This window comes from Listeria sp. SHR_NRA_18 (assembly GCF_003856515.1).
In the GTDB taxonomy this organism is placed as follows: domain Bacteria; phylum Bacillota; class Bacilli; order Lactobacillales; family Listeriaceae; genus Listeria_A; species Listeria_A newyorkensis.
Genome location: NZ_QPKR01000001.1, coordinates 433,614 through 448,627, shown reverse-complemented (window position 1 = coordinate 448,627; position 15,014 = coordinate 433,614). Strand labels below are relative to the sequence as shown.

At 44.7% G+C, this 15,014-nt stretch carries 11 protein-coding genes; 9 read left to right on the top strand and 2 right to left on the bottom strand.

Features of this window, described 5'->3' with window-relative positions:
• The first annotated feature begins 69 nt into the window (after window positions 1–69).
• From DUK53_RS02240 to DUK53_RS02200, 9 genes are all read left to right on the top strand, one after another.
• Complete coding sequence (locus DUK53_RS02240) at window positions 70–1,197, top strand: exonuclease SbcCD subunit D (protein ID WP_036131069.1); 1,128 nt, start codon at window positions 70–72, stop codon at window positions 1,195–1,197.
• A complete protein-coding gene (locus tag DUK53_RS02235) occupies window positions 1,194–4,265 on the top strand; it encodes an AAA family ATPase (RefSeq protein WP_036131072.1) in 3,072 nt (1,023 codons plus the stop codon). The genes DUK53_RS02240 and DUK53_RS02235 overlap by 4 nt, the downstream gene beginning before the upstream one ends.
• A 133-nt stretch (window positions 4,266–4,398) precedes the next feature.
• Complete coding sequence (locus DUK53_RS02230) at window positions 4,399–4,968, top strand: GNAT family N-acetyltransferase (RefSeq protein ID WP_036093896.1); 570 nt, start codon at window positions 4,399–4,401, stop codon at window positions 4,966–4,968.
• 29 nt (window positions 4,969–4,997) lie between these two features.
• Window positions 4,998–8,168, top strand: a complete 3,171-nt coding sequence (locus DUK53_RS02225; protein WP_036131452.1) for a DEAD/DEAH box helicase — start codon at window positions 4,998–5,000, stop codon at window positions 8,166–8,168.
• 23 nt (window positions 8,169–8,191) lie between these two features.
• Complete coding sequence (locus DUK53_RS02220) at window positions 8,192–8,614, top strand: general stress protein (protein ID WP_036094179.1); 423 nt, start codon at window positions 8,192–8,194, stop codon at window positions 8,612–8,614.
• Window position 8,615: 1 nt separating this feature from the next.
• Window positions 8,616–9,257 carry a lytic transglycosylase domain-containing protein gene (locus tag DUK53_RS02215; RefSeq protein ID WP_036093898.1) on the top strand — a complete coding sequence of 214 codons (642 nt, stop codon included), beginning with the start codon at window positions 8,616–8,618 and terminating at the stop codon, window positions 9,255–9,257.
• A gap of 170 nt (window positions 9,258–9,427) precedes the next feature.
• The gene (gene acnA, locus DUK53_RS02210; protein WP_036131075.1) at window positions 9,428–12,136 is read left to right on the top strand and encodes an aconitate hydratase AcnA; all 2,709 of its coding nucleotides are present in this window, start codon (window positions 9,428–9,430) and stop codon (window positions 12,134–12,136) included.
• A 92-nt stretch (window positions 12,137–12,228) separates the two neighbouring features.
• Window positions 12,229–13,161, top strand: coding sequence for an aldo/keto reductase (locus DUK53_RS02205; protein WP_036093902.1), 933 nt, complete (start codon window positions 12,229–12,231; stop codon window positions 13,159–13,161).
• 22 nt (window positions 13,162–13,183) lie between these two features.
• Entirely contained in the window at window positions 13,184–13,753 is a 570-nt protein-coding gene (locus tag DUK53_RS02200; RefSeq protein ID WP_036093904.1) for a DNA-3-methyladenine glycosylase I, read from the top strand.
• A gap of 70 nt (window positions 13,754–13,823) precedes the next feature.
• Here the strand turns inward: DUK53_RS02200 and DUK53_RS02195 are convergent, their stop codons facing one another.
• Entirely contained in the window at window positions 13,824–14,237 is a 414-nt protein-coding gene (locus tag DUK53_RS02195) for a VOC family protein (RefSeq protein ID WP_036093906.1), read from the bottom strand.
• Window positions 14,238–14,324: 87 nt separating this feature from the next.
• Complete coding sequence (locus tag DUK53_RS02190) at window positions 14,325–14,921, bottom strand: class I SAM-dependent methyltransferase (RefSeq protein WP_036093908.1); 597 nt, start codon at window positions 14,919–14,921, stop codon at window positions 14,325–14,327.
• Window positions 14,922–15,014 lie beyond the last annotated feature (93 nt).

Below are 15,014 nucleotides of genomic sequence, written 5' to 3'. Positions count from 1 at the left end.
TGTTCTTGTTTTTTTCGAAAATATAGTATACTGGTGGTAATGAGGAAAATAGGATAATGAGGTGTTGGGATGAAATTTTTACATACGGCGGATTGGCATTTAGGAAAAATTGTGAACGGGGTGTCGATGCTTGCGGAACAGCGGTATATTTTAGAGCAGATAGCGCGGATTGCGGAGGAGGAGCAGGTCGATGGGATTGTGATTGCTGGGGATTTGTATGATCGGTCGGTGCCACCAGCGGATGCGGTGACGCTTTTGAATAACGTGTTGATGGAGCTGAATGTGACGCTTGGGAAGCCAGTTTTTGCGATTAGTGGGAATCATGATAGTGCGGAACGGGTAAATTTCGGTTCGGCTTGGTACGAGAAGAGTGGTTTACATATTCAAGGGACGTTGGGTAAGGAGCTCGCGCCGATTGAGTGGAACGGGGCGCAGGTTTGGTTGGTTCCGTATCATGAGCCAGCGCAGGTTCGGGCGGCTTTTGAAGAGAAGACGGTACGGTCGTTTGAGGATGCGATGCAGGCTGTCACAGCAAAAATTAGAGCGGTTTGGGATACGGATAAGGCGCAGATTTTAGTTGGGCACGCGTTTGTTGCGGGTGGTCTTCCTAGTGATTCGGAGCGGCAATTGGCGATTGGAAATGTGGATCGGGTGTCGACGAATTGTTTTGAGGGCTTTGATTATGTGGCGCTCGGGCATTTGCACCATTCGCACGCGATTCATCATCCGAGTATTTTTTATGCGGGATCACCGTTGAAGTATTCATTTTCGGAGGCGAAGGATAAGAAGAGTGTTCGGATTGTGACGATGGATGGGAAGGCGCTTGTGGAAGTGCGGGAGCGTTATTTGGAGCCATTGCATGATTTGCGGATTATCGAAGGGTATTTGGCGGACTTGGTAAGTTCCGTGGCGCCTGGAAATGAGGATTTTTTGCAGATCAATTTATTGGATGAGGGTGCGTTGATTGATCCGATTGGGCAACTGCGGGCGTTTTATCCGAATGTGTTGCATTTGGAACGGGTACAGGAAAAGTTGACGGATAGCCAATTTGAACGATTTGAAGATGTGATTAAAAAAGATGATTTGGAGCTGTTTGCGCAGTTTTTTGAGCATGTGAGTGGGAAGGAAATGTCGGATCGGCAAGTGGAGATTATGCGCGAGACGATGGATAGTGTAAAGGGAGGTGCGGATCAATGAGGCCTTTGAAACTGACGATGCAGGCTTTTGGTGCTTATGCGAAGGCCGAGACGATTGATTTTACGGAGCTAGGTCAGGAACGGATTTTTGTGATTTCTGGAAAAACGGGCGCTGGGAAGTCGACGATTTTTGATGCGATTAGTTTTGCGATTTTTGGGAAGGCGAATACGAATGATCGGGAAGGTTTTTCGCTCAGGAGTCATTTTGCGAAAGCGGAGGATTTGACGGAAGTGTCGCTTGAATTTTTGCTTCGGGATGTGCGGTATTTGGTTCGTCGTGTGCCGCAGCAGGAGGTTCCGAAGCAGCGCGGGGAAGGGATGACCACGGTTACTGCGAAGGCGGAGCTCTATGAACTGGATGGGGATGAGGAGACGTTACTCGCGAGTTCGGTTCGGGATGTTGGCGCGAAAATGGAAGAGATTATCCAGTTGAATGTGGATCAGTTTCGCCAAATTTTGATGATTCCGCAGGGCGAGTTCAGGGAATTGCTTGTAGCGGAGAGTAAGGAGAAGGAAGCGATTTTGCAGCGGTTGGCGCATACGCATTTCTATCAGCTTATTGAAAACCAGTTGTGGCAACAGCAGAAGGATCAGGAACAGCAAGTGCGATTATTGCGTGAAAAAGTGGCGGGGATTACGCAGGAGGCTTTTGACGCGGAGGCGCTTGCTGGAAAAACGGCGCTGGATATTGAGTTGATGTTTGCCGAACGATTGATTGTGGAGCAGGAAACGATGAATGGGCTTCAGGAACAGATGGAGTTTGCGAAGGAGAAAGCAGAAATCACGGCTAAAAATGTGACATTGGCGGAGGAAAAAATCGCGGAATGGGCGCAATTAGCGAAATTACGGACGGAAAAAGTGGCATTGGATGAGCAATTGGACACGCGAAATCAGGAGCAAGAAACGGTCGATTTGGCGCGAAAAGCTGGGACGTTGATTGACCAGGATGCATTGTGTTTGCGGTTAAAACAGCAATTAGACGAGGCGAAATTGGATGAGCGGCAGGCTTTGGATGCTCTTAAAAATCGGGAAGTTGCGTTTGAAAAAGCCCATTTGGAAATAGAGAAAGTGAAGGAAATCGAGTTAGAATACGTGGCTTGGGTTAAAAAGCGGGATTTGCTGCAAACGATGGAGGCAAAAGTGACGCGGGCTCTAGCCGTGCAAGAAGAATTAGCACAGCAGAGTGGCCGGCAGCAAGATTTAGCGCAGAAATTAGAACAGTTTATTTTGCAGGAAAAAGGGCTGTTAGAGCAATCGGAAAAATTAGCTGAGCGTGTGCGATTGGTGCAGGATTCGCGACTGAAATATGCGGAAACGAAGCAACGGCTAACCGAGTTGAAGCAAGAAGAAGCGTTTGTTTTGGTTGAAATAAAGAAGTGGGAACAGAAGCAGGCGTGGGAAGCGGAATTAGTTGTATTAAATCGTAAATGGAAAGTGGCAGAAGAGCAGTTTAGCGAAGCGCAAGCAAAATATGAGAAGTTGGGTGCGATGTGGCAGCATGAACAAGCGGCGATGTTGGCGTTAAGCCTTGTGGATGGTGATGCGTGTCCAGTTTGCGGTTCATTGGAGCATCCGAATGCTGCATTGGAAACGGCGGACGTGTCAAAAACAGAGGTAGACACGGCAAGAGAGAGTCAGAGCGCCAAGCAGGACGCTGTAAAAGCAATTGTGACGAAAATAGAACAGAAAAGATGGCAGATCGAACAAATCGTATTTGCTTCGGAGGAATCGTTGCAGGTTTTGAAGGAAAAACAAGCGTTGTATGGCGAGGAAGTAGCGACAAAAGAGAAGGAACTCGCGGAAATGGACGTCTTTCTAGTGGAAGAGAATGATGTGGAGGAACAGCTGGAACGGAATAAACAGGAGATGATCAAGCTCGGCGAGGAAAAAGCGCAGTTGCAGACGGCGTATGAAGAAGTTAGTAAAAGTGTTGATGCTGCAAAAACGACGCACACCTTGCTTTTGGAGGATGTGCCGGAGGAGTTTCGGGATCCGACTGTTTTTTATGAAGAACAGAAAGCGTTGACGGCGAAAATTACTGATTTTGAAGAGAAGAAGGGACGCGCGGAATTGGCATATAATACGGCGAAAGAAGGGCATTACAAAGCGATTTCGGCAAGCGATATGGCGGGGAAAGCGGCTGTGAAGGCGGAGGATGCTTTGGCAACGCAGCGCACGATTTTTAAAGATATCATGGCGGCGAACGGTTTTGCGGATTATGCATCCTATCAGCGAGCTATTTTGAGTCCGGAAGATTTGGACGCGAAGGAGCGCTTTATTCGTGATTTTGAGCAGCGGTATCATTTTGTTTCGGAGCGTTTGAAAGAGACGGAGACGAGGCTTGCAGGAGCTGAACAACCGGATTTAATAGCATTGCAACGACTGGATGATGAGGCGAAACGGCTGTATCATGAAAAAGCAGAGCGCTGGATGGGGCAAAAAGACGTTGTTCGCAAGTTATCGGAGTTATCCGAGCGATTTTTGAAATATCTGGTGGAGACGAGTGAAGCGGAGAAGGCTTACGCGGATGTTGGCTACTTGGCGGATATGGCGCGCGGGAAAAATGATCGACGCTTAACGTTTGAACGCTTTGTTTTGGCCACTTTCTTAGATACGATTTTGCTCCGGGCGAACGGTCGATTGAAAAAAATGACGAACGGTAGGTTTCAACTGAACCGCAAAAAGGAAAAGTCAAAGGGAAACGTGCAAAGTGGTTTGGAGCTTGAGGTTTACGATGAGTATACTGGTTTGGAGCGGCATGTCAAAACATTATCTGGCGGGGAGAGTTTTAAAACGTCCTTAGCTTTGGCATTAGCTCTTGCGGAAGTTGTGCAGGAAATGTCAGGTGGGATTTCGCTGGAGACGATGTTTATTGATGAGGGATTTGGTACGCTGGATCCGGAATCGTTGGAAATGGCGGTGGAGTGCTTGCTTGAAACGCAGGAATCGGGACGGCTTGTTGGTATTATCTCACATGTGCCAGAGTTGAAAGAACGGATTCCGTCGCGACTGGAAGTAACGGCGACAAACCACGGAAGTACGACGAAATTTTTCGCGCAAGGCCTATAAAACTGGATGTGGAGGTGCAGACTTGGAGTAGAAATAGCTTCCTAGTTTGAAACATGAGACTTTTTTCGATATAATGAAGTGTTGGATGAAAAAAAGAACTTTTTTTCCTGATGACATGAATGGAGGAATTGTGATGATACGACAAGCGAAAGCGGAAGATGCGGAACAAGTCGCACCACTTATTTATATAATTTTAGAGGATATGGAATTGCCATTTTTAAAAGGTGTTAGTAAAGAGATGATGTTGGAAATGATTGAGGCGAGCTTTTTACGGTCGGATTATCGGTTTAGTAAAGAGAATGTGATGGTCAAGGAAATTGATGGCAAAGTGGCGGGAATCCTTGTGAGCTATCATGGGGAGCACGCGGAAAATATGGATGACGAGTGGGAAGGCATTCAAGATATGTTCGGGATTGTTAACAAAATACCGTTGTTTACGGAGCAAGAAACGTGGATGGGCGAGTATTATCTGGATTCTCTTGTGGTCGATTCATCGTATCGCGGTCAAGGGATTGGCAAGGAACTACTGCATGCGTTTAAAGAATTGGCGGTCGCTAAAAATTGTGAGATTATCGCGCTGAACGTTGAAAAAGCAAATGAAGGCGCGCTAAATTTATATAAAAAATTAGGTTACGAATCGGAGTACGATTTGGTTTTATCTGGTCATGATTATTATCACATGACCCAAAATGTCAGGAGTTGAGTGAATTGTTAACAGATCCAAAAAACACAATGATTCCTGTTTCGATTAAGAAAAAGGGGCGCGAATTACTGGAAGATGGAGCAATCACTGTTTTCGAAGAAAAGACGACGTACGCGAATATGTTCCGTTCTGTTGTTGTAGATGACCGGGTTTCGTATGAAGTGAAGCATGTGGCGAGCGGGAATTATCAGTGTGATTGCATTTACTTCCAAGAAAATAGTATCTGTGCGCATATTTATGCAGTTGAGTTAGAACACGAGGCGCGTCAGACGAAGATCGAGAAGGCAAATTTCAAGCAACGCATTCTGGCGCAAGAGGCTACGACGCTACTTTCGCTGTTTCAAGAAAATATGGACCGCCAATTTGACACGTTCGATACGACGGCCAAAACGCCACTGAAGGTCGAGTATATTTTGCGGATGCAGGAAAATCGTGATAAAAACATGTTGACGCTGGATTTAAAGGTTGGGCAGGATCGGACGTATGTTGTGAAAAATATCGGGGATTTTTTGCAAGCGATAAAGCAACATACGAGCTATTTTTTCACAAAAAATTTCAGTTTTGATCCGAACGAGCATTATTTCGGTGAGCGTGATATCGCGGTTTTCAATGAGCTGACGAAAATTAATGAAATCGCGAAGATGTATGATACGGATAGCTTCTATTGGAACAAATCGTATGCGGAGGAGAAGGTGCTGATTATTCCACCGAGTTTAGCGGAGACGATTTTGGCTGATTTGATGGGGCAGAACACAATTTGTATTCATGACGACATTAAATACAGCGGGTTGTTGTTTAAAAAAGGGACGCTGCCGTTTTCATTCGTATTTCGCAAAAATGACGATGGTGATATGTACCAGCTCGTGATGGAAGAATTGCAACAAGCGAGTTATTTGGAAAGCTATCAGTTATTGTTTTTAAATGGTGTGTTTTATCGGCCGATTGATGCGGTTTGGGAGCAGTTGACGCCGCTTATTCATTTTCATAGTGTGACGGAGAATGAGGTGGTACAGTTTTCAGAATCGCAACTCAGTGAGGTGATGTCATACGTGTTGCCGTCGCTCCAAAAAAGTGGGCACGTGCAGATTGATCCGTCGATTGAAGACCGGGTTATTCAGCAACCGCTCGTTTCGAAGATGTGGATCTCGCAAAAAAACAACGAACATGTGCTAAAACTCGAATATCACTATGGTTCGCAGGTTTTTGACCCATTTGCATTGACGGAAAGCGTGGATCCGGATGGCCGAATCATGATTCGGGATATGGAGACGGAAGCAAAAATTATGCACCGTATTGAGGCGGCGCCCGTTCATTTTTCGGAGACGCAAATGGTTGTGAATTCTGATGAGGCGAGCCTTTACGAGTTTTATTATCGGGTCGTTCCGAGTTTGGCGACGGATGTGGCAATTTATTTGGAAGATGGTTTGGAAGAAATGGTGGAGGAACACGTGAAACCAACGACAACCATCGATGTGGCGCATGATAATGATTACTTATCGGTGGCATTTGATTTTCAAGGTATCGATGAGGATGAGATTCAGGAAGTACTGCAATCTTTGCGGGAAAAGCGGAAGTATCATCGCTTGAACAGCGGGCGTTTCTTATCGCTTGAAGACGAGAGTTATCAGCAAATGGAAGCGATTTTTGATATTTTAGATGTTCGTAAAAAAGAAGTCGGGAAACAAATGGCTGTGCCGCTTTATCGTGGGATGCAAATCTATGAGGCGATGGGCAGTGCGCAAAATGAGCATAATAAGTTCAGTCGGACGTTCCGCGATTTATTGCATGAGATTGTGAATCAAGAGGATACGTCTTACCCGTTGCCGACGAATTTGAACGCGGAGCTTCGGGAGTATCAAGTGACTGGTTTTGAATGGATGAAATCGCTTGGGAAATATCACTTAGGTGGCGTTTTAGCGGATGATATGGGGCTTGGAAAGACGCTACAAGCAATCACGTACATTTCTTCAACTATCGAAGAAAATCCGGACATGAAACCAGTTTTAATCGTGACGCCGGCTTCTCTTTTGTATAACTGGTCGAGCGAATTTGAAAAGTTTGCGCCTGATATTCCGGTGACGGTCATTCACGGGACCTCGCAAATGCGTTTGGAACTGATTCAAAAAATCGAGCCGGGGAATGTCTATTTGATATCCTATCCGTCCTTGCGTCAAGATGAGCAGGAATTCTTAACGACGCGTTTCCAAACGATTATTTTGGATGAAGCGCAAGCGATTAAAAATTACAATACCAAGGCGTCGCAAGCGGTTCGGGCACTCAAAACGACGAATGTTTTTGCGCTTAGTGGTACGCCTTTGGAAAACAGTATCGATGAATTATGGACAATGTTTCAAACGATTATGCCAGGCTTTTTCCCGTCGCTTCGTAAGTTTAAAGAATTACCGCACGAACGCGTGGCGCAGATGATTCGACCGTTCTTGATGCGCCGTCTGAAACGAGATGTTGTCAAAGAATTACCGGATAAAATCGAGACGAATCTTTATTCTGAACTAACGGAATCACAAAAAACCGTCTACCTCGCTTATTTGGAGAAAATACAACAAGAATTGGCTGCCAAAGATGGTAATGACCAAGAAGATCGGATTAAATTGTTAGCAGGTTTGACGCGATTACGCCAAATTTGTTGTGATCCAGCACTTTTTGTTGAAATTTATGATGGTGGTTCTGGTAAACTGGTACAATTGTTTGATACAATACAAACAGCACGTGAAAGTGGCAAGCGCATCTTGATTTTCTCGCAGTTCACGTCGATGCTTCAAATCATGAAAGCGCAGGCTGAAGAAGCTGGCTATCGTTATTTTTATATGGATGGTGGCACGCCTTCGAAGAGCCGGATGGATTTGGTAAACGCTTTTAACGCAGGGGATGCCGATTTATTCTTTATTTCACTGAAAGCTGGTGGAACGGGGCTGAATTTGACAGGCGCCGATACGGTTATTTTGTACGATTTATGGTGGAATCCCGCGGTGGAAGAACAAGCGGCGAGTCGAGCGCACAGAATCGGGCAGAAAAACGTGGTGCAAGTGATTCGAATGATTACAAAAGGCACGATTGAAGAGAAAATCTATAATTTACAGAAGCAGAAACAGGCGTTGATGGATGCGTTGATCCAGCCTGGTGAACAAATGCTCCATCGTTTGACAACAGAAGAGATAAAAGAGATTTTGACATTGAGTTGATTATAGAAGGGACGCGAGTGTTTATGGATAATTGGGAAGTATTTATCGCAGGAAATGAAACAGAAGCCGTGGATAAAATTACGGAACTGGAGGTTAGAGGCTATAAAAAGGAGAATATCTCGATCTTAGCTAAATCTGATCAAGAAGATGAAGTAAAAGAGATTATTGAGTCGACGAATGTGGAGGAAGAGCATCCGGTGAATGAAGAAGCATTTGGTGTTATTTCAGGTATTTTGCAGTCGCTTAGCGGTGGATTGGTGATTCCGCAAGTGTATAATCCGAAATATGGTGCGCTTTATGCTGCTGGTCCTTTTGCAAAATGGTTTTCGAATACGAGTGATAAATCGGTCAAACGTTTGCTGAACGATTTTGACTTGGATGATGCTCAAATTGACGAGTTTGTGCGTGCGCTTCACAGTGGTCAAATCTTGATTTTGGCGAGATAAAATGGCAAAGAAGAAGCCAACAAAGGCGCAACTACGTAAAGTCAAACAGAGACGCAGCATGTTTTTGGCGATTTTAGCCTTGTTCGTGTTAGGCTTGGCGCTTGTTGTTCTGATGCAATTTCGAGCGGAGGAAAAGCCGAAACCGTATACGCAAGATATTCCGGAGCAGTTTGTTTCGATTTACCAAGCAGCGGCGAAGGAATACGGGATTGACTGGTTTTTACTTGCCGCCGTGCATCGTGTGGAGACGAAATTTTCAACGGTAGAACCGATGATTTCTGATGTTGGCGCGATTGGCCCGATGCAGTTTATGCCGTGTACGTTTGTGGGATGGAGTGCAGAGGGGTGCCCAGCAACGGGAGGCGTCGGGGATTTTACGGACGATGATTTAGTCGACCCTAGCGTGATTAAAGCGTACGGTGGATACGGTGTGGACGCAAATCATGATGGTAAAGCGGATCCATGGGATTTGGAAGATGCCGTTTTTTCCACCGCGAACTTTTTAGCGGACAATGGCGCAAAAGATGGCAAAGAGAAGCAAGCGATTTTCAAGTATAATCATAGCGATATTTATGTGAAGGATATTATGTTCTACCGCAATCAATTTAAAAAGGCGTGGAACAAAGATGTCGCCTCAAAATGAGAAGAAGTCGAGCAGTTGTGTTCGGCTTTTTCGGTGCGTATTCATCGATAATTTTTACTTATCACAAAGCATCGATTTATCTTAGTTTACTTATCACGCTTTTTTTCGTACAATAGAGTAGTAGAAGATTGCAACGAGAGCGAAGGGTATCACAGTGGGAGGAAAAACAAATGAAAAATTGGAATGAGAAAGCAAAGCAGTCGTTTCAAATTGGCGACGACACGTATCATTATTATCAATTAAAAACATTGGAGGCGGATGGTCAAACATCCATAAAAAAACTGCCTTACTCGATCCGCGTACTACTTGAATCAGTATTGCGTCAAGCGGACGGACGCATCATCACGGATAAGCATATTGAAGACCTAGCGCACTGGGATGCGACGAAGAAAAATGACGGGGAAGTTCCATTTAAACCAGCGCGTGTTATTTTGCAAGATTTTACAGGGGTTCCGGCTGTCGTTGATTTGGCCTCCCTTCGTAAAGCGATGGCAGATCTAGGCGGGAATCCAGAAGATATTAATCCGGAAATCCCGGTGGACCTTGTTGTCGATCACTCGGTGCAAGTGGATAGTTACGCCAATCCGGAAGCGCTAGAAATCAATATGAAACTCGAGTTTGAGCGTAATATGGAGCGTTACCAATTCTTGAACTGGGCGCAGAAATCGTTTGATAATTACCGCGCCGTACCACCAGCAACGGGAATCGTCCATCAAGTGAATTTGGAGTATTTGGCAAGCGTCGTTATCGCGAACCAAGTGGCTGAGAACGAATATACAGCGTTTCCAGATAGCCTGGTTGGAACGGATTCGCATACAACCATGATCAACGGAATCGGCGTACTGGGCTGGGGTGTTGGCGGAATCGAGGCTGAGGCAGGAATGCTCGGCCAACCATCGTATTTCCCCATTCCAGAAGTTATCGGCGTGAAATTAATCAATGCCTTACCAAACGGCGCAACAGCAACCGATTTAGCTTTAAAAGTAACACAAGTCCTGCGTGAAAAGAAAGTTGTCGGCAAATTTGTCGAGTTCTTCGGTAAAGGCGTGGCGACATTGCCGCTTGCTGATCGTGCGACGATTGCGAATATGGCACCAGAATACGGCGCAACATGTGGCTTTTTCCCAGTAGATGAGGAATCGCTTACGTACATGCGTTTAACAGGGCGTGAAGAAAAACAAGTCGCGCTTGTGAAGGAATATTTGCAGCATAACGAGCTATTTTTCACACCAGAAAACGTGGAGCCGAATTATACGTCGGTTGTGGAACTGGATTTAAGCTTGATCGAGCCGAACTTAGCGGGACCAAAACGCCCACAAGACTTGATTCCATTGTCGAAAATGAAAGAGAGCTTCCAAGCCTCAATCAGCGCGCCAAATGGCAACCAAGGATTTGGCTTATCGAAAAAAGACTTGCATAAAGAAGCGAAAGTGACGTTTGGCAATGGCGATCAATCGCCGATGAAAACTGGTTCTGTGGCCATTGCAGCGATTACAAGTTGTACAAATACATCGAATCCATATGTGATGCTAAGTGCTGGACTGCTCGCGAAAAAAGCTGTCGAACTAGGTCTTGAAGTGCCGAAATTCGTGAAAACATCGCTCGCACCGGGTTCGAAGGTCGTGACGGGTTATTTGGAAGATGCCGGTTTGCTACCATACCTTGAGAAGTTAGGCTTTGACCTTGTTGGTTACGGTTGTACGACGTGTATCGGTAACTCTGGCCCGTTAAAAGACGAGATTGAACAGGCGATTGTGGATAATGATTTACTCGTTTCTGCAGTTTTGAGTGGAAATCGTAATTTTGAAGGGCGGATTCATGCGTTAGTGAAAGCGAACTTCTTAGCTTCACCACCGCTTGTTGTGGCTTACGCGCTTGCTGGGACAACGAATATCGATATGTTACATGAACCAATCGGAAAAGGCGAACATGGCCAGGATGTCTTTTTAAGCGATATTTGGCCGGCGCAAGAGGAAGTGAAGGCGCTTGTGGAGAGAACTGTGACGCCGGAATTATTCCGCGAAGAATATGCGCATGTTTTCAGCCAAAATGAGGAATGGAACGCGATTGCGACATCGGAACAAGCGCTCTATGATTGGGATGCGGATTCGACGTATATCGCCAACCCACCATTTTTCGAGAATTTATCACCGGAAGCAGGAAGGGTTGAGGCGTTACATGGCCTTCGTGTGATCGGTAAATTCGGCGATTCTGTTACGACGGACCACATTTCTCCAGCTGGGGCAATCGGAAAAGATACACCTGCTGGGAAGTATTTGCAAGCGCATGGTGTAGCGATTCGTGACTTTAACTCGTACGGTTCGCGTCGTGGTCATCATGATGTGATGATGCGCGGAACGTTTGCGAATATTCGGATTAGAAACCAAGTCGCACCAGGAACGGAAGGCGGTTATACAACGTACTGGCCAACAGAAGAAGTTATGCCGATTTATGACGCATCGATGAAATACCAAGAAGCTGGAACTGGGCTTGTTGTGTTGACTGGCGATGATTATGGCATGGGATCTTCTCGTGACTGGGCCGCAAAAGGAACGAATCTACTCGGCATTAAAACAGTCATTGCGAAAAGTTACGAACGGATTCACCGCTCCAACCTTGCGATGATGGGCGTATTGCCATTGCAGTTTAAAGACGGCGAAAGCGCAGATTCACTTGGCTTAACTGGTCGGGAAACGATTAGTGTCGCGATTGATGAAACGGTTTCTCCACTTGATTTTGTTACCGTAACGGCGGTTGCAGAAGATGGCACACATAAAACATTTGAGGCGCTCGTTCGCTTTGACTCGGATGTAGAAATCGATTACTACCGTCATGGCGGAATTTTGCCAATGGTTTTACGCGGAAAATTGAAGAAATAAAAGAAATGAAAAAACATCGAACTAGAACGTGCGTTCGATGTTTTTTTATGTTATCATGAGATATAGCGATAAATCAGGGAGGTTGTTGGAGGATGGAAAAACGAGTAGAGATTGGTAACACTGGGTTGCGCGTCACACCGATTGGCTTTGGAGCAAATACGATTGGTGCGCATAATTTATTTCAAGATATTGATGAAGAAGTAAGCCGTCAGACGGTACGTGAGGTGTTGTCGGCAGGTGCGGATTTTTTTGATAGTGCATTTATGTATGGATTAGGGCGTTCAGAAGAGCTGATTGGTGAAATCTTGGCCGAGACTGGTCGCCGTTCGGATGTTGTTTTAGCAACGAAAGCCACTCATATCGTGACAGACAGTGGGATTAAACTAGATAATTCACCAGCCTTCTTAACGGAAGCGGTAGATATTGCGTTGAAGCGTCTTCAAACAGACTATATTGACCTGTTTTATATTCATTTCCCGGATGGAGTAACACCACCAGACGAAGCAGTTGGCGCTTTAAAACGCTTAAAAGAGGCCGGTAAAATTCGCGCAATAGGTGTGTCCAATTTTAGCATGGAGGCTTTGAAAGTAGCAAATAAAGATGGGTATGTGGATGTCGTACAAGATAAATATTCACTCGTTTACCCTGAATTAGAGCGCGATATGATCCCTTACTGTATCGAGCAGGGAATCTCTTTTATACCATACACACCGCTTGCAAGTGGACTTTTAACGGGGAAATTCACAGCAAACAATCCACCTCAAGACTTCCGAAAAGAACGCCCACATTTCCAAGGACAAGCATACCTTGATACCATTGCAAAAGTGGACAGCCTCCAAGGATTAGCTGACAAGCACCATGTTTCCATTGCGAATATTGTTTTGGCGACCACGCTCGGTATTGACGGCATTGATGTTGTGATTCCAGGGGCTAAGAGTCCAGAGCAAGTTAGGGCAAACATGAAAACGTTAGATGCAGACTTGACGCACGAAGAAGTAGAGCAAGTTCGGGCTTTATTCAAATAACAGATAGAAAGAGGGATGCAAGATGCAGCATGAACGATGTGGTTGGGCGATGAATGATAGTGTCGAGCAAGTATATCATGATAATGAGTGGGGCGTGCCAAGTCGTGATGAGCAATATTTATTTGAAATGCTGAATTTAGAAGGTGCGCAAGCGGGCTTGTCGTGGCGGCTAATCTTAAATAAACGAGCTGCGTACAAAGAAGCTTTCCATCAATTTGATCCAGATAAATGCGCGATGATGACAGATGAAGAGTTAGAACAGATACGTGAAACCGCAGAAATTGTTAGAAACAAGCTTAAAATTGGCGGAGTCCGCAAAAATGCGATCGCTTTTTTAAAGGTGCAAGCGGAATTTGGTTCTTTTGCTAATTATATTTGGGGATATTCTGACGGTGTGCCAATTATAAATCATTGGACGGATATGTCACAAATGCCAGCTAAAAACGAATTATCTGAGCGCATTAGTAAAGACCTCAAGAAACGCGGTTTTATTTTTGTTGGACCTGTTATTATTTATTCGTATTTACAAGCTATTGGGATGATTGATGATCATGTGGTTACTTGTCCGTACCATACAGAGAATCGGTGCTAGTTTTAGCTTGCTAATTGGTTTGATTGCATAAAAATAGGCGTAGCCAGATGGATTGGTACGCCTGTTTTATTTAATTTTTTTGCCAGTTAAGCTGCCATTCAATGCCAAGCTTATCGGTTACTTTTGCATAAACGCCACCCCATGGCATTTCCTGTAGCTCGATAGAAATTTGGCCACCATTTTTTAATACGTCATAGGTGCTTTTTAACGATGCTTCATCATCAAACATGTAGGCAACAGAGAGCATGTTACCAGCTACCAATGCTTCATCAACATAAGAATCGGAGAAATATAGTAATTCAACACCATCTTTCTCTAAGCGGGCGTGTACAAGGCGGTTAGCTAATGTTTCGTCACCGCGAGAATCTCCCATTTCTCCGTATGTTTGGACCATTGTGGGTGTAGCTCCAAAAGCCTCACCGTAGAAATTTAACGCTTCTCTTGCATTCCCGTTGAACTGTAAATAAGGTATCGTATTTGGCATAATCATTTCCTCCTAAAAGGTTTTTCACGCGAGGTGATAGGGACAGTATAGAATAAATGAATGCAGAAATCTACTAATATACAAATTTTATTTCTTGCTGACCGCTATAAATAGGGTGGCATCTTGTTTCATGAATACTTTCTCGCCATGGTGAAATTGCTGAATATTTGTCGATTTAAATCCTGTGCTAGTTAGCAATGCTTTCAATTCATCCGCAACAAAGCCGTTATGCACTTTTGGGTGATAGACGTTAGGGTTTTTATCAAAATCAATGATGATAAGTTTGCCATCCGTTTGGAGTGTTTTATAAAGTTTTTCTAAAATGATTTTGGTATCCGGAATGTGTAAAAGAACGAGAGATACCAGTACTATATCAGCTTTTATATCCATTGTGTCTTTGGTGAAATCCGCAACGAATGTTTGGACATTTTGGATATTGCTTGCTGCTACCTTATCGTTTATTATCTCAACCATATTCTCGGAAGAGTCTACCAAAATAGCATTTTTAACAGAGTCGGCAATTTGTAAACCAATTAGACCGGTTCCACTGCCGTAATCAATCAGCGTTTTTTCTTTGGCTTGCGCTAGCTCTTCACGAACTTTGTGGGCAATAATATTCGCGAGTTCTATCCGTTCGGTACTATCATATTTCTTGGCTATTGTTTCGAAAACGTTTTCTTCCATTTCTTTATCGCATCCTCTGCTACATGATAAGTCACCAGTATAGTTTAAATGATTCGTTTGCGCAATTAATTGAGAGACTACTAGAAATAAAGA